This is a genomic window from Cupriavidus sp. CuC1 (assembly GCF_044627735.1).
Taxonomy (GTDB): domain Bacteria; phylum Pseudomonadota; class Gammaproteobacteria; order Burkholderiales; family Burkholderiaceae; genus Cupriavidus; species Cupriavidus ulmosensis.
In genome coordinates, this window is record NZ_JBIUHC010000039.1 from 1 (window position 1) to 16,470 (window position 16,470).

The following is a 16,470-nucleotide window of genomic DNA, read 5'->3' on the forward strand; positions in this document are numbered from 1 at the left end:
CAGGTGGCCGCCGGAAACGACGCCGGCATCGCGCGTCTTCTGCTTGAGAGTGTCTTCGGCCGTGGTGGTCTCGGGCCGCGTGGATACGACTGCAGACATGTTTTGGTCTCCTCGTTGACTTTAGCGACTGGGGTGAACGAGCGTTGCTGGCACCTACCGGCGCTCGCTGCCCGCCACGTGAAGTCTTCGCTCACGTTCGCTGATCGTCTTTGCGAAATACAATATGTGATATATCAAAACGCCACAAGAAAAATTTGCGGCTTTGACACGTGAGAATTGGATGCTGCGGCGCAGCAGATGGCTACTCGTGGCGGGATTCGGGCGCAAACACTGGATTCAGTGGACGCATTCCACGTCCGCGGCAACGTTACACACCACATCGAGCGAAGGGATTTACGCGCGCAGGGAGGCTCGGCGCCTTATAGCTTCCAGCCTACCCAGGACGGGATGTTGGTGATCTGGGCCGGTCCAGTAGCAAATGGCATGGCATAAGCAAAGACTTATCGTTATGCCAAAAACCTTTAATTGTTATTAATGTATTGCCACGGCTACGCTTTGATCAAAGTCACCTCCTGGGGCATTTGATCATGGGCCGGCCAACCACCTATCCAATCCACACCGCGCAGGCGGTGTCGGCACCGTGGCATCTCGATGTCGGGATGGAACCACCCCTCGGTGCCCATCTCGTCACCCCGAGGCACGGCTACAGCCACCATGGCATTTATGTTGGCCACGGCAATGTGGTGCATTACGCCGGGCTTGCCGAGGCGCTGCGTCGCGGTCCTGTCGAGGAAGTCAGCATTGAGCGCTTCGCCGCCGGCTACCAGGTCTCGATCAAGCCAAGTCCTCAGCCGGCTTACGGCGAGAACGAAGCCGTGCAACGTGCGCGCTCAAGGCTGGGCGAGAATCGCTATCGGCTCCTGACCAATAACTGCGAGCACTTCTGCGCATGGTGCCTGTATGGTGTAAGCCGCAGCCAACAGGTGCGGGCCTGCTTTATCGACCCTCGCGCTGCCCTGCAAACGGCGATATGCCTGCTCACGGCAATCCTTTCGGCGGCATTGCAGCTACGGCACATTGGATCTTCCGTGGCCTGAGGCTCGAAGTTTGGCGAACCGGAAATAGTGCTGGCTCAGGGCCGCTAGAGCTTGAGGCGTGACGGGCTTGTACATGCTCAGGTATCAGGGCCGGTGCTTTCAGCCTTGTCCAAGCTGGAGCCCTTCAAGCCCCATCCACCCCGTACTGCGCAAGAAACATCGCAACCGCCGAATCCACCACCTTCCGCTGCATCGCCGCATCCAGCGGCGGCTGTCCCATGGTGATCTGCGGCCAGAAGGCAAACGCCTTGATCAGCGCTTGCAGCTGACAAGCGGCAAAGCCGGGATCCGCCGCCTTCAGCTTCCCGTCGGCCTGGGCCGCGCGTATCCAGACGTTGATGCCCTCTTCCCGCTCGCCTAGCCTGGCCACCATTTCCCGCGCCCGTTCCGGCGAGTGAATCGTCTCGGCAATGGCAACGCGCGCCAGATCCATGAAGCTGGCGTTGTTGAGCATGTTCATCTTGAGCCGCATCAGCGCGCGCAACTGCGCATCCATCGGCTGATCGCTGGCGTAAGCCACTTCAAGCTCGCCCTGGCTGCTCTCCCACAACTGGGAGAGCATCTCGGCAAACAACTCGTCCTTGCTGGCGAAGTGGTTGTACACCGTGCGCTTCGATACCTCCGCCCGGGCGGCGACCTTGTCCATGCTGGTGACTTCGAAGCCGTTGTCGCGGAACTCGGCAATGGCGGCCTGAATGATGGCTTCGCGCTTGCGATCCGTCAGGCGTTGGGCTGGGGGCATGGCGTTTCTGGTGTCCTGGGCATCGGGGGAAGTCAGCAATTTTACACCGACAAGTTTACTTTCCAGAAAATTACACTACACTGTGCAGTGCAATTTATGCAGCCATGGCAGGTCGATGCCCCCCCGCCGCTTGCCTTGCTCCTCTTGGGATCCTGATTGCCATCATGACCATTCCATCGCCCCACCCCGCCAGCAGCAAGACCCTCGTCCAGTCGCCAGAATCGCGCGCGAGCCAGAAACGCGCCCTGGCCGGCCCGCCAAAGGGCGGCTTGCTCAAGACCCTTGGCATCGCCTGGCGCTTCCTCTTCGACAAACCCGCGGATACCCAGCCCGCCGGCCCGGTGCCGGTGCAAACGCTGACGCAGGCCGACCTGCTCGCCGCGCCGGACAACACGGTGTTCCGCCTTGGGCATTCGACTGTCCTGCTCAAGCTGCGCAATGCATTCTGGATCACCGACCCGGTCTTTAGCGAACGCGCTTCGCCGGTGCAGTGGGCCGGGCCGCAGCGCTTCCATCAGCCACCGATCGGTATCGACGCTTTGCCGCCCATCAGGGCGGTGATTCTCTCGCACGATCACTACGACCACCTGGATCGCGCCGCCATCATGGCGCTGGCGGGCAAGGTCGAGCACTTCCTGACGCCGCTCGGCGTAGGGGACCGCCTGATCGACTGGGGGATCGACCCCGCCAAGGTGCGGCAGCTCGACTGGTGGCAAACCACCGAGGTCGAGGGCATCCGTTTTGTGGCGACGCCGGCGCAGCACTTCTCCGGGCGCACGCCGTTCGACGGCAACCGTACGCTGTGGGCGTCGTGGGTGATTCTGCACGCGGATCTGCGTGTGTTCTTCAGTGGCGACACGGGATACTTCGATGGTTTCAAACGCATCGGCGAACGCTACGGCCCCTTTGATCTCACCCTGATGGAAACCGGCGCCTACGACGTCAACTGGCCTGCCGTGCACATGCAGCCGGAGCAGACCCTGCAAGCGCATATTGACCTGAACGGCCACTGCCTGCTGCCGATCCACAACGGCACCTTTGACCTGGCGATGCATGCGTGGCATGAGCCCTTCGACCGTATCGTCGCGCTGGCGGCCGCGCGCGGCGTCCCTGTCAGCACCCCGCGCATGGGTGAGGCCGTGAGCATCCTGCAGGCACACAGCGCAGATCGCTGGTGGCTGGACGTGAAAACGCGCCGCAACACCAGACCGGCGCCGGCTGCAAATACGCGCGTCGTGAACGAGCAACCTTGAGAGCGGCAATGACCACCTGGACCACCAAGGACATCCCCACGCAGGCCGGCAAGCGGGCCGTCATCACCGGTGCCACCGGCGGCCTGGGCCTTGAGACCGCACTCGCGCTGGCGGGTGCCGGGGCCGATGTGATTCTTGCCGGACGCAATGCGGCCAAGGGGCACGAAGCGCTGCGCCTTATCCGTGCCACGCATCCCCGGGCAACGCTGCGGTTCGAGCTGCTGGACCTTGCCAGCCTTGCCTGCGTCGCGGATTTCTCGCGTCGGCTGATCGAAGAGGGACGCCGCATCGACATGCTGGTCAATAACGCAGGCGTCATGGCCCTGGCGACGCGGCAAGTCACGGCCGATGGTTTCGAGATGCAGCTCGGGACGAACTACCTGGGGCACTTTGCGCTTACCGCGCAACTGCTGCCGCTATTGCACGGCGGGCAGCACTCGCGCGTCGTCAGCCTGAGCAGCATGGCGCATCGGCAAGGACGGATCAACCTGGACGGCCTCCAGGGCAGCCGTGTCTACAAGCCCTGGGGGGCCTACGCGCAATCGAAGCTCGCCATGCTGATGTTCGCGCTGGAGCTGCAGCGGCGCAGCGATGCCAACGGCTGGGGCCTGCTGAGCAATGCGGCGCATCCGGGCTGGGCGCGCACCGACCTGATGGCCAATGGCCCGGGCACCAACGGCATGCTTGGGATCCTCTCCCGGCTTTTCGCGCCGTTCTTCAGCCATTCGGCGGCGCACGGCGCATTGCCGACCTTGCTGGCGGCAACCTCGCCCGAAGCACGGGCCGCGGCCTACTACGGTCCTGACGGGTTCTCGGAAATGAAAGGCGCGCCGGCTCGCGCGAAGATCATGCCGCAAGCCGTGGATGCGCAGGTATCGGCGCGGTTGTGGGAGCGTTCGATCACGCTGACCGGGGTGAAATGGGAAACGAGCGCTAGCCTGGCTTTGCGTCATTCCTGACAGCCAAACGGATGGTCCGGGCCGCGCCAAACTCACATTCGCATCAAGGTGTATCATTGCCGCGTTGCAGGCTTTGCGCCTGCATCAGCGTTCTCAGGGCGGGGTGAAAGTCCCCACCGGCGGTGATGGCGATTTTTTCGCATAAGCCCGCGAGCGCCCGGTTCTCCCAGAAGTCTCAGGGAGCCGGGGTCAGCAGATTCGGTGTAACTCCGAAGCCGACGGTCATAGTCCGGATGAAAGAGAGCGCGATGTTTCTGTCCCCCGCCCCGTCTCCCGGCGCCGGGGGACTAAACTCGTGCGCCCTGATTCTGGTAACCCACTCTTCTGAAGAAGACCATGAATCAGCTAGTTTCTCCTGTCCAGCGCGATCCTCGCGACCTCCAGAACACCGCTCCCGTCAATCCGGCCTGGCGCTTTGCGTTTATCCACGCGCAATGGCATGCGGATATCGTCCATCAGGCCCGCGACGCCTTCCTCGCTGAAATGGCCGCGCGCGGCGTATCGCGCGATGCCGTGGACGTGATTGAAGTGCCTGGCGCGTTCGAGATTCCGCTGCATGCACGCAAGCTGGCGGACACCGGGCGCTATTCGGCGATCGTGGCGTCGGGCTTTGTGGTCGATGGCGGCATCTATCGCCACGAGTTTGTCGCGGACGCCGTCATCAGCGGCCTGATGCGCGTGCAGCTCGATACGCAAGTGCCTGTCCTGTCCGCGGTGCTGACGCCGAAAAGCTTCCATGATCACGAAGACCACCGCAAGTTTTTCAGCGAGCACTTTGTCGTGAAGGGCCGCGAGGCGGCGCAAGCTTGCGTGAAGACGGTGGAAAGCCTGAGCAAGCTGTCGGCGTGACCGGATCGGGCTCGCGCACCGGAAGCGCTACATCACGCGCACCCTGACGGTGCGCGCGGGCACCGCCCGCGCACCAAGCGATGGCATTCAGCCAGGCAGATCCAAAATTCGCGCCTGACATTAGGCATTCAGCGCCACATTTGCCGGCCAGCGCGCTTTCCATGCGCCTGGCATGCCGTTTGCTGAGTAACCCACAGGGAAGCGACCAAGCGTCGCTCACCGAAGGGTAGCTAGGGTTCCGGTCGTGCCGTGCGCACGATGTCTGGTCCGAGAGCAACCGGCCTCAGGCGCGCTAGTTCGCGCCCAGGCTCCACGGCGGGACAAAAGCCCGGGAGGTTCACTTCGTTGAGAGGTGGCTTCCCTGCCATTTGTCACCGCCGATCGGAGCCGAACCCATGCCTGCATTTCCTTTTTCACGTCTTACGCGACGCCCGTTCCGGCGTACCTGCGCCGGCCTTCTGAGTGCCGCGCTGCTTGCCATTGGCCTGGCCGGCGCGCGACCCGCCATGGCCGAAATCAAGGTCGGCGTCTCCGACTGGCCGGGCTGGGTTGCCTGGTACGTCGCCGAGCAGAAGGGCTTCTTCAAGAAGCATGGCGCGGACGTGAAGCTGGTCTGGTTCGCCAACTACACCGACTCCATCGCGGCGCTCTCTTCGGGGCAGCTCGACGCCAATTCCCAGACCTGGTCCGACACCCTCGGCCCGCTGGCCAAGGGCCTGCCGCTCAAGGCCGTGCTGGTCAACGACAACTCCTCCGGCAACGACGCGCTGGTGGTCAGCGGCAAGATCAAGTCCTTCGCCGATCTCAAGGGCAAGACGGTTGCGCTGGAGCAGTACAGCATCTCGCACTTCGTGCTGGTCACGGCGCTGGCCAGGAATGGCCTCAAGCCCTCCGACGTCAAGATCACCAACCTCTCGGCCGGCGATGCCGCCGCGGCCTTCATGACCGGCCGCGTCGACGCGGCGGTGGTCTGGAACCCGTGGATCGACCAGATCACCCGCAGCGGCAAGGGCCGCGCGCTGTTTACCTCCAAGGACATGCCGGGCCTGATCCCCGACCTGCTGGTGGCGCAGGACAAGGCGATCCGCGCCAAGCGCCGCGACCTGGTCGGCATGATCCGCGCCTGGTTCGACACCGAGAAGTTCATCCGCGAGCAGCCCGCCGAGGCGGCCAGGATCATGGCCAAGGTGGTCAGCATGAAGCCCGATGAATACAGCGTGTTCTTGCCCGGCACGAAGTTCTTTGATGTTGCCGCCAACCACGGCGCGCTCGACCCGGCGCAGGCCACTTCGCTGCAGGCCGTCACGCCGACCATTGCGGCATTCCTGCTGGAGAACAAGCTGATCGACGGCAAGCCGGACCCGGCGCGCGGCGTCGACGCCAGCCTGCTGGCCGAAGCCCTGAAGTGAGGCGGCCATGAGCGAGAACACCGGACTCCTGCCCGCTACCGCGCGCATTGCGCACGTACAGCCGCCGTCGCCGGACACGACCAATGCCACGCCCGCACTGCCGGCATGCCACGCAAAGCGCCAGCCCTGGTGGGGCATACGCAGCGCCATTCCCGCGCACCGCACGGCAGCGCTGGTCAGCCTTGGCCTGCTGCTGCCACTGGTGGCGTGGGCCTGGCTGGCCGCCAGCGGCTGGGTCGAGCCTGTCTTCATGCCCAGCCCGGTGCAGGTGCTGCAGCGGCTGCACGGCTGGTATGCCGACGAGGGTCTCGCCGGCGACATCGGCATCAGCACGTTGCGCGTGATCACGGGCTGGGCCTTGTCAGCGGTGATCGCCCTGCCGCTGGGCCTGGCGATCGGCACGTTCCGCAGCGTGCAGGCCTTGCTGGAACCGCTGACCGATTTCGTGCGCTATATGCCGGCGGTGGCATTCATCCCGCTGGTAATGGTGTGGGTTGGCATTGATGAGGGCGCCAAGATCGCCATCATCTTCATCGGCACTTTCTTCCAGATGGTGCTGATGGTGGCCGAGGACGTGCGCCGCGTGCCGATGGCGCAGATCGAAGCGGCCCAGACCATGGGCGCGAGCCGCGGCGAAGTGATCCGGCTGGTCATCGTCCCTGCCGCCAAGCCGGCTTTGCTGGATACGCTGCGCATCACCATGGGCTGGGCCTGGACCTACCTGGTGGTGGCCGAACTGGTCGCGGCCAGCTCGGGCCTGGGCTTCTCGATCCTGAAGGCGCAGCGCTTCCTGCAGACCGACAAGATCTTCGCCGGCATCCTGCTGATCGGCGTGATCGGCCTGGCGATCGACCAGTTGCTGCGCTGGACGCACCGGCGCGCGTTTCCCTACCTGCACGCGAGGCGCTAAAGCCATGTCCCTGACGCTATCCCCCAAGCTGCGCGTGCGCGGCGTATGGAAATTCTTCGGCCGCGACAAGACGCCCGACAGCGCGCCACCGGCGGCATTGCAGGACATCCACCTGGATATCGGCAACAACGAGTTCGTCACGCTGGTGGGCGCATCCGGCTGCGGCAAGTCCACGCTGCTGCGCTCGCTCGCCGGCCTGGAGCCGCACAGCGCGGGCGACCTGCTGTGCGACGGCAAGCCGATCGAAGGCCCGGGCCCGCAGCGCGCAATGGTGTTCCAGCACTACAGCCTCTACCCGTGGCTCACGGTCATCGAGAACATCCGTTTCTGCCGCGAGCTCAAGGTCAATACCAGCAGCCGGACCAGCGCCGATGTGGAAGCCGCTTCCGGGCGGGCCGATGCCTTGTTGCGCCTGATGGGGCTGTGCCACGTCAAGGATGCCTATCCGGGCCAGCTCTCGGGCGGCATGCAGCAGCGCGTGGCCATTGCGCGCGCGCTGATGAGCCGCCCGCCGGTGCTGCTGATGGACGAGCCCTTCGGCGCGCTGGATGCGCAGACCCGCGAGGTCATGCACGACCTGATCCTGCATGTGCACCGGCTGGAGCAAAGCACCATCGTGTTCGTCACGCACGATGTGGAAGAGGCGATCTACCTCGGTCAGCGCGTGGTGCTGATGGCCCCGCGCCCGGGACGCATCGACACGATCTACGAGGTGCCGCTGCCGGCCGCGCGCACGCAGGAGATGAAGCTCTCGCCCGCGTTCCTGAACCTCAAGCGCGAGGTGCTGGCGCGCATCCGCGCCACCTCCGGCATGCAGACCGATTTCGAATTGCTCGAGCAGCTTTCGCATGCCGCATCCACCGACCTTGCGCCCGAGCCGCAGGCCTGAGTTGCCCCCCGGAGACCAACGAATGCAAACCCCTGAACACGCCCTTGCAAACCCACCCGCGCATGCCGCGGTGGATGTCATCGACCACTGGCGCCGCTTCGCGCCCGACCTGCCCGCCAGCCAGGTGGCCTGGAGCGAAGTCCTGCCCGGTGGCTGCCACTGGAGCTGGCGCCTGTCGCGCGGCACGGCCCTGCGCTTTGCCGCGCTGGACGCGCGCGCCAACTGCTCGGTGGTGCTCTACGCCGCGCATGACCGGCTTGAGCGCTACAGCATGCCCGACACCTGCAAGGCGCTGCACACCGCGCATTTCACGCGTGGCCATGTGTTGATGAGCGACATGGGCCGCGCCATGGCCTCGATCACGCACGACACGCTGGGCTGGCACGATCCGTTTGGCGGCTTGCTCGACCTTGCGCGACTGCATGAGAAATACGGCGAGCAGCGTTTCGAGCAACACCGCAATGCCATGTACCGCGCCGGCCGCGACGGCCTGCTGATCGAGATCGGCAAGTACGGCCTCGCCGCGCGCGACCTGATCGCGCCTGTCAACCTGTTCAGCAAGATCGCGGTGGACGCGCAAGGCCGCTTCGCCTTCGATGCCAGCCAGCCGGTAGAAGGCACCACGGTGGAACTGCGCTGCGACATGGACCTGATCGTGGCCGTCTCCACCGCCCCGCATCCACTGGACCCGCGCCCCGGCTACGCGCCCGGCAAGGTGGGCATCGCGGCCTGGCGCAACGGCCCGGCCCCGGCCGACGACTTCTGCCGCGGCTACCGCCCCGAATGCGCGCGGGCATTGCACAACACCGATGTGTTCGCACTGTCCTGAAGACCACGAGGAACCGACATGACAAACGCTGCCACCGCCACCCTGCGCACGAGCTTGCTGGACCCTGCCCACGCCGCCCTGCGCCACCGCCAGCCGGCGGGCGAGCCCTGGCTCGCCGAGATCCGTGCCGGGCAGACCGTGCGCATCGTCGACCTGGAAGGCAACCAGGCCGCCGACGTGCTGTTCTACAACCGGCATGACGTGGCCGAGCACTACAGCGCCACCGATACGCTGTTGCGCCAGGGCGGCATCTACCTCTCCAGCGGCTCCGTGCTGGTGTCCAGCGAGGGCCGGCCGATGCTGACCATCGTGGCCGATACCTGCGGCCGCCACGACACGCTGGGCGGCGCCTGCGCGGCCGAGAGCAACACGGTGCGCTATGCGCTGCAGAAGAAGTTCATGCACTCCTGCCGCGACAACTACCTGCTGGCGATGGCGCATGCCGACGTGGGCCTGAGCAAGCGTGACCTGGTGCCCAACATCAATTTCTTCATGAACGTGCCGGTCACGCCGGAAGGCGGCCTGTGCTTTGCCGACGGTATCTCCGGCCCGGGCAAGTATGTCGAGCTGCGCGCCGAGATGGATGTCTGGATGCTGGTGTCCAATTGTCCGCAGCTCAACAACCCGTGCAACGCGTACAACCCCACGCCGGTGGAGTTCATCGTGTGGGATGCCGCGGCCGCTGCCTGACCGTGGATCGTGTAGTTCGCACAGCGTAGTACCAGCCTGACCATTCCGCGCCCCAAGGGCGCCGCTGCGGGACGACCCGCAGCCGAGATGATTCCCGCAGGACGACCTGCCCCGAGGGAACCACCCGCATGTCCTCGCCATCCGCACGATTCGACACCGTCCTGATCGCCAATCGCGGCGCCATCGCCTGCCGCATCATCCGTACCCTGCGCGCGCTTGGCCTGCGCTCGGTCGCCGTCTACTCCGAAGCCGATGTGGATTCGGCCCACGTTGCGCAGGCCGATGTGGCAGTCTGCATCGGCCCGGCGCCCGCGGCGCAGAGCTACCTCGATGCCGAGCGCATCCTGGCCGCCGCCCGCGAGACCGGCGCCGGCGCCATTCATCCCGGCTATGGCTTCCTGTCCGAGAACGCCGGCTTTGCCGAAGCCTGCGAAGCCGCCGGCATTGCCTTTATCGGCCCGACGCCCGCGCAGATGCGCGCCTTCGGCCTCAAGCACACGGCCCGCGCGCTGGCGGAGCTGCACCGCGTGCCGTTGCTGCCCGGCAGCGGGCTGCTGCCCGACCTGGCCGCGGCCCGGGCCGAAGCGCTGCGCATCGGCTATCCCGTGATGCTCAAGAGCACCGCGGGTGGTGGCGGCATCGGCATGCGGCTGATCCGCAGCGAGGCCGAGCTGGCCCCCGCCTTCGAAGCGGTGGAGCGCCTGGCGCGCGCCAACTTCAAGGACGCCGGGCTGTTCCTGGAGAAGTTTGTCGAGCGCGCCCGCCATATCGAGGTGCAGTTGTTCGGCGATGGGCGAGGCAAGGTGGTCACGCTCGGCGAGCGCGATTGCTCGGCGCAGCGCCGCAACCAGAAAGTCATCGAGGAAACACCCGCGCCGGGGCTGGATGCGGCCACGCGCAGCGCGCTGCTGGGCGCAGCCGAGCGGCTTGGCCAAGCGGTTGGCTACCGCTCCGCCGGCACGGTGGAATTCGTGCTCGACGCGGACACCGGTGCCTTCTACTTCCTGGAGGTCAACACGCGCCTGCAGGTAGAGCACGGCGTGACCGAGCAGGTCACGGGCATCGACCTGGTTGCGTGGATGGTGCGTCTCGCGCGCGGCGACGACTTCGCGCTGGAAGCCCCCGCCCCACGAGGCGCCTCGATCCAGGTGCGCCTCTATGCCGAAGACCCTGCCCGCAATTTCCAGCCAAGCGCGGGCTTGCTGACCGAAGTGCGCTTTCCCGAACAAGCCCGGGTCGATACCTGGATCGGCGCGGGCAGCGAGGTGCCGCCGCACTACGATCCGATGCTCGCCAAGCTGATCGTCACCGGCACCGACCGCGCTGACGCGGTGGCAAAGCTGCAGGCCGCGCTGGGCACGACGCGGCTGGCCGGCATCGAGACCAACCTGCGCTACCTGCGCGCGGTGGCAGCCAGCGACGACTTCATCCACGGCCGCATCATCACGCGCTCGCTGGCGGATTTCACCTACCGGCCCAACGCGGTCGAAGTGCTGGATGCCGGCGTGCAGACCACGGTGCAGGACTGGCCGGGCCGCGTCGGCTACTGGGACGTGGGCGTGCCGCCGTCCGGCCCCATGGACGACCTGGGGTTCCGGCTGGCCAACCGGCTGGTCGGCAACGCCGACACCGCGGCCGGGCTGGAATGCACGCTGAGCGGGCCAACGCTGCGCTTCCACCATGACGCGGTCATCGCGCTGTGCGGCGCGCCCATGCCTGCCACGCTGGACGGCGTAGCGCTGGCGCCCTGGCAATCGCACCGCGTGACGGCAGGCAGCGTGCTGCGGCTGGGCGCGGTGGCCGCCGGCGGCAGCCGCGCCTACCTGGCCGTGCGCGGCGGCATGGATGTGCCGCACTACCTCGGCAGCCGCGCCACCTTTACGCTGGGCCAGTTCGGCGGCCATGCCGGGCGCACGCTGCGCGCCGCCGACATGCTGCACATCGGCCTTGAGACCGCCGGCGAACCGGCAACGGCGCTGGCGCGCGAGCAAACACCCGACTATGCCGGCGGCAGCCGCGCCTGGGATATCGCCGTGCTCTACGGCCCGCACGGCGCGCCGGACTTCTTCACCGATGACGACATCGATACGTTCTTCGGCACCGAATGGCAGGTGCACTACAACTCCAGCCGCACCGGCGTGCGCCTGATCGGCCCCAAGCCAGCGTGGGCGCGCCGCGATGGCGGCGAGGCGGGGCTGCATCCCTCCAACATCCACGACAACGCCTACGCCATCGGCGCCATCGACTTCACCGGCGACATGCCGGTGATCCTCGGCCCGGATGGCCCCAGCCTCGGCGGCTTCGTCTGCCCGGCCGTGGTGATTGCCGCCGAGCGCTGGAAGCTTGGCCAGCTGCGCCCGGGCGATGCGGTGCGCTTTCATGGCGTGACGCAGGAGCAGGCCGCGCAGCGGCAAGCGGCGCAGGACCGCTGGGTGCGCGAGCTGACCGCGCCGCCGGCCTTCCTGCCCGGCACGGCAGCAGGCGAACGCGGCTCGCCGATCCTGCGCGAGCGCGCGGCCTCGGCCAGCCGCCCCGGCCTGGTCGTGCGCCAGGCGGGTGACCGCTACCTGCTGGTGGAGCTGGGCGAGCTGCAGCTCGATATCGCCTTGCGCATGCGCATCCATGCGCTGCATGCCGCGCTGCAAGCCCTGCGGCTCGACGGCGTGGTCGACCTGACGCCCGGCATCCGCTCGCTGCAGGTGCATTTCGACCCGCGCCGGCTCGCGCGCGCCGCGCTCATCGACACCATCCTGGCCGCGGACGATGCGCTGGGCGATACCGACGACCTCGTCGTGCCGTCGCGCACCGTGTATCTCCCGCTGTCGTGGGACGACAGCGCCACGCGCCTGGCCATCGACAAATACATGCAATCGGTGCGCCCGGATGCGCCGTGGTGCCCGAGCAATATCGAGTTCATCCGCCGCATCAACGGGCTCGATGCGATCGAGGCGGTGCAGCGCATCGTCTTCGATGCCAGCTACCTGGTGCTGGGGCTGGGCGACGTGTACCTGGGCGCGCCCGTGGCCACGCCGCTGGACCCGCGCCACCGGCTGGTCACCACCAAGTACAACCCGGCCCGCACCTGGACGCCGGAGAACGCGGTGGGCATCGGCGGCGCCTATATGTGTGTCTACGGCATGGAGGGTCCCGGCGGCTACCAGTTCGTCGGCCGCACGCTGCAGATGTGGAACCGCTGGCGCGACGCGCAAAGCGGCGCCGCCGACTTCGAAGCGGGCAAGCCGTGGCTGCTGCGCTTCTTCGACCAGATCCGCTTCTATCCTGTCAGCGAAGACGACCTCACCAGAATCCGCCGCGACTTCCCCGCGGGCCGCTATCCGCTGCGCATCGAGCAAGGCACCTTCGGCATGCGCGACTATCGCCGCTTCCTGGACGCGAATGCAACGGATATCGCGGCGTTCAGGCAATGCCAGCAAGCCGCGTTCGGCGCGGAGCGAGAACGCTGGCGCGCGCTGGGGCAGGCCGAGTACGTGGATGAAACCGAGACGTCCGTGGCGGCTGCCACGGACGCCGCCGAGCTTCCCGAACAAGCCCATGTGGTATGCAGCCAGGTGCCTGGCAGCGTGTGGCGTGTGCTGGTGCACGAAGGCGACGCGGTGGCCGAGGGCGACACGCTGGCCATCGTGGAATCGATGAAAATGGAATTTGCCGTCACGGCGCCTTGCGCCGGCTACGCCTGGCGTGTTGCCTGCCGGGAAGGCGCGCCCGTCAGCGCCGGGCAGGAGGTCGTCATCGTGGTGCCGCAAAGCGTGGCAGCGAAGGAGGCTGCATGACGGTCCCGGTCCCCTTCTCGCTCGATATCGCCTCGCTGCAGGCGGCCTACCAAAGCGGCGAACGCACACCCGCCGAGGTGATCGAATCGGTAATTGCGGCGACGCAGCACGATCCGCATCACGCGTGGATTCATCGCCTCGACGCCACAGCCTTGCGTGCCCGCGCAAGGGCACTGGAACAGCGCGGGCCGGCCGGCCTGCCGCTGTATGGCATCCCGTTCGCGATCAAGGACAACATCGACCTGGCCGGCGCGCCGACCACGGCGGCCTGCCCGGACTTCGCCTATACGCCGGCTCGCAGTGCGTTCGTGGTGCAACGGCTGGTGGATGCAGGGGCCATCGCCGTGGGAAAGACCAACCTCGACCAGTTTGCCACCGGGCTCAACGGCACGCGCTCGCCCTATGGCGCTTGCCTGAATGCGTTCGATGCGACACGCATCTCCGGCGGGTCCAGCTCGGGCTCCGCCGTGGCGGTGGCGCTGGGGCAAGTGAGCTTTGCGCTGGGCACCGACACGGCGGGCTCGGGCCGCGTGCCGGCCGCATTCCATCACCTGGTTGGCCTCAAGCCGAGTTGCGGACTGCTGTCGACCAGCGGCGTGGTGCCGGCTTGCCGCTCGCTCGATACGCCATCGGTCTTCGCGCTCACTGCCGATGACGCACACCGTGTGTTCGCGGTGGCGCTGGGGTTCGACGCGGATGACCCCTACTCGCGCGCGGCGCAGCCGCACGGCTTCGATTTCGGGCTGGCTACGACGTTCCGCCTGGGCGTGCCCGCGCCGGGCCAACTGCAGTTCTACCAGCCCGGCTATGCCGAAGCCTTCGAGCAAGCCTGCGCGCATGCCCGCATGCTGGGCGCGGAACTGGTGGAGATCGACTTCGCGCCGTTCCTCGAAGCGGCCCGGCTGCTCTATGACGGACCCTGGGTGGCCGAGCGCTACCAGGCGATCCGGAAGTTCATCGATGGCAACGCAGACTCCTTGTTCCCGGTGACGCGGCAGATCACGCTGGGCGGTGCCACGCCGCTGGCCGCCGATGCCTTCGCGGCCAAGTACCGGCTGCGCGCGCTCCAGCGCCAGAGCGAGGCGGCGTGGTTGCAGGCGGACGCGCTGCTGCTGCCGACCGTGCCCTCGCACCCGAGCATCGCCGCCATGCTGGCGGAGCCGATCGCGCGCAACAGCGAACTTGGCCTTTACACCAATTTCATGAACCTGCTGGATTGCGCCGGCGTTGCGGTGCCGGCAGGCTTCCTGGCGGATGGCCTGCCCTTCGGCATCACGCTGGCGGCGCCGGCGCATCAGGACGTGCCGCTGTTGCATCTGGCGCGGCGGTGGCAGCAGGCACTGACTGGCAAGGCGGCGACGCTGGGCGCAACGGGTCGCAGGGGCCCTGCGCAAAGCGCAACCATGCCGAGCGCAGTGTGCCGCGGCCAGCTACGGGTTGCGGTTTGCGGCGCCCACCTGGAAGGCCAGCCCCTGCATCATCAACTCGCCGAACGCGGCGCGCGCCTGGTGGCGCGCACAAGCACGGCTCCCTGCTATCGCCTCTACGCGCTGGCTGGCGCTGGCGTGCAGCGGCCCGGGCTGGTGCGCGTGGGCGACGCAGAGGCAGGCGCCGCCATCGAGGTCGAAGTGTGGGAGATGCCCGAAGCCCGCTTCGGCAGCTTTGTCGCGGGCATTCCCGCGCCGCTCGGCATTGGCCGCACGGTACTGGCCGATGGCAGCAGCGTGCCCGGCTTTATCTGCGAGCCCGGCGGCCTTGCGGGCGCCACTGATGTCACCGCCTTTGGCGGCTGGCGCGCGTGGCGGGCTCACCAGGCCGCGATCCCCACTGAGCCTTAGCCGCGCTTGCAGGCTCAGGCGGGCGCATCGCCCGCCCCGATTTCCGTTGGCTTTACCTCCCACCCACCGTTGTTGACCGTGAGTTCGACCATGTTCGCCCCTACTACTGGCATGCTTCCCCGTCGTCCGCTTCGTCCATTGTTGCTGCGCGCCGTGCCGGCGTGCTTCGCCGCCTGCGCGCTGACTGCCTGCGCCACGCAAGCCCACGCGCAGGACAGCGGCCAGCCGGCCGATGCCGGCGCCGTCAAGCCCGCCGAGCCGGCCAGCCCCTACACGTTCACCGGCCATCTCGATGCGGTATCGCGCTACGTGCTGCGCGGCGCGACCACCACCTACGGCAACGGCGCCCCGTTGGGCAACGCCGGCGGCGACGCGCCGGAATCCTCGATACCGGCCTTGCAGTGGGGCGTGGACCTGGCGCACGAGAGCGGCTGGAGCATCGGCTATTGGGCGTCGATGATCAACTACTCGTACCAGCAGCTCGGCAACTCCTACAGCGACCGCTCGATCACGAGCTTCCAGACCGCCAAGTCGGTCGAGAACGATTTCTATGGCGCCTACAGCGGCAAGATCATCGGCGACCTTGGCTACACGGCAGGACTGACCGGCTACTACTACATCAATGGTTCGCACGCCAACGCGCTGGAGACAAAGCTTGGCTTGAGCTACGGTCCGTTCAGCCTCAACGCGCAGACGCTGCTCAACGACGTGGTATGGGGCAACAAGGGGGACACGTACTGGACGCTGGTCTATAGCACGACCCTGCCATACGGCATTACGTTCACCGGCACGGTCGGGGCTTATACGTACAAGAAGGAGGGCAAATACCTGGGCACTACGGATACGCTGACCGGGACTTCATGCGGGCCGCATAGCGCTTTTGTGGTCAATGGCTGCTTTGCAGGCAACACGCCCTCTAGCGGCGCTTTCCGGCATCTGACCCTGGCGCTGGCCGCGCCGATCCCGGGGACTCCCCTTAGTGCCGGGGTGCAGTGGATCATCGGCGGTTATAACCGGTTTGGCGTGCATCAGGAGAATCGGGTGATCGCTTCGGTTAGCTATGGGTTTTGAGGAAGAGGGTTGGGTCGGCTGTGGCGTATCGTTCCTGGCGAACGACTGCCCTCTCCCCCGGCCCTCATCCGCTGCGCCGGAGAGGGGCAAACCATCAGCATCGGTCGAGGCCGACAGGGCAAAACCCATTGGCTTCGCTTTCA

The 16,470-nt window shown here is 66.7% G+C and carries 13 protein-coding genes and 2 riboswitches; of the genes, 12 read left to right on the forward strand and 1 reads right to left on the reverse strand.

The window, feature by feature from the left end:
- Positions 1-587: 587 nt before the first annotated feature.
- A complete protein-coding gene (locus tag ACGLHR_RS18270; protein ID WP_400095757.1) occupies positions 588-1,097 on the forward strand; it encodes a lecithin retinol acyltransferase family protein in 510 nt (169 codons plus the stop codon).
- 124 nt (positions 1,098-1,221) lie between these two features.
- Here ACGLHR_RS18270 and ACGLHR_RS18275 read toward each other — a convergent pair whose 3' ends face one another.
- Positions 1,222-1,839 carry a TetR/AcrR family transcriptional regulator gene (locus tag ACGLHR_RS18275; protein ID WP_400095685.1) on the reverse strand — a complete coding sequence of 206 codons (618 nt, stop codon included), beginning with the start codon at positions 1,837-1,839 and terminating at the stop codon, positions 1,222-1,224.
- Between the two features lie 164 nt (positions 1,840-2,003).
- Here ACGLHR_RS18275 and ACGLHR_RS18280 point away from each other — a divergent pair, with 164 nt between their 5' ends.
- The 11 genes from ACGLHR_RS18280 to ACGLHR_RS18330 all read left to right on the forward strand — a co-directional run bounded on the left by ACGLHR_RS18280 (position 2,004) and on the right by ACGLHR_RS18330 (position 16,327).
- Complete coding sequence (locus ACGLHR_RS18280) at positions 2,004-3,092, forward strand: MBL fold metallo-hydrolase (RefSeq protein ID WP_400095687.1); 1,089 nt, start codon at positions 2,004-2,006, stop codon at positions 3,090-3,092.
- An 8-nt stretch (positions 3,093-3,100) separates the two neighbouring features.
- The gene (locus ACGLHR_RS18285; protein ID WP_400095688.1) at positions 3,101-4,051 is read left to right on the forward strand and encodes an SDR family oxidoreductase; all 951 of its coding nucleotides are present in this window, start codon (positions 3,101-3,103) and stop codon (positions 4,049-4,051) included.
- 85 nt (positions 4,052-4,136) lie between these two features.
- Positions 4,137-4,300: riboswitch (FMN riboswitch) on the forward strand.
- A gap of 87 nt (positions 4,301-4,387) precedes the next feature.
- Entirely contained in the window at positions 4,388-4,900 is a 513-nt protein-coding gene (locus tag ACGLHR_RS18290; RefSeq protein ID WP_400095689.1) for a 6,7-dimethyl-8-ribityllumazine synthase, read from the forward strand.
- A gap of 219 nt (positions 4,901-5,119) precedes the next feature.
- Positions 5,120-5,237: riboswitch (guanidine-I (ykkC/yxkD leader) on the forward strand.
- Positions 5,238-5,295: 58 nt separating this feature from the next.
- A complete protein-coding gene (locus tag ACGLHR_RS18295) occupies positions 5,296-6,309 on the forward strand; it encodes an ABC transporter substrate-binding protein (protein ID WP_400095691.1) in 1,014 nt (337 codons plus the stop codon).
- 7 nt (positions 6,310-6,316) lie between these two features.
- On the forward strand, positions 6,317-7,219 hold the full coding sequence (locus tag ACGLHR_RS18300) for an ABC transporter permease (RefSeq protein ID WP_400095692.1): 903 nt from the start codon (positions 6,317-6,319) through the stop codon (positions 7,217-7,219).
- Between the two features lie 4 nt (positions 7,220-7,223).
- Positions 7,224-8,108, forward strand: coding sequence for an ABC transporter ATP-binding protein (locus tag ACGLHR_RS18305; RefSeq protein ID WP_400095694.1), 885 nt, complete (start codon positions 7,224-7,226; stop codon positions 8,106-8,108).
- A gap of 22 nt (positions 8,109-8,130) precedes the next feature.
- Positions 8,131-8,937 (forward strand): urea amidolyase associated protein UAAP1, encoded by an 807-nt coding sequence (locus ACGLHR_RS18310; RefSeq protein ID WP_400095696.1) that lies wholly within the window; start codon positions 8,131-8,133, stop codon positions 8,935-8,937.
- Positions 8,938-8,955: 18 nt separating this feature from the next.
- Complete coding sequence (locus ACGLHR_RS18315; protein ID WP_318235941.1) at positions 8,956-9,627, forward strand: urea amidolyase associated protein UAAP2; 672 nt, start codon at positions 8,956-8,958, stop codon at positions 9,625-9,627.
- Between the two features lie 128 nt (positions 9,628-9,755).
- Entirely contained in the window at positions 9,756-13,418 is a 3,663-nt protein-coding gene (gene uca / locus ACGLHR_RS18320) for an urea carboxylase (RefSeq protein ID WP_400095698.1), read from the forward strand.
- The gene (atzF, locus tag ACGLHR_RS18325) at positions 13,415-15,256 is read left to right on the forward strand and encodes an allophanate hydrolase (protein WP_400095700.1); all 1,842 of its coding nucleotides are present in this window, start codon (positions 13,415-13,417) and stop codon (positions 15,254-15,256) included. Before uca ends, atzF begins: the two co-directional genes overlap by 4 nt.
- A 90-nt stretch (positions 15,257-15,346) precedes the next feature.
- Positions 15,347-16,327, forward strand: a complete 981-nt coding sequence (locus tag ACGLHR_RS18330; protein WP_400095701.1) for a TorF family putative porin — start codon at positions 15,347-15,349, stop codon at positions 16,325-16,327.
- The last annotated feature ends 143 nt before the right edge of the window (positions 16,328-16,470 follow it).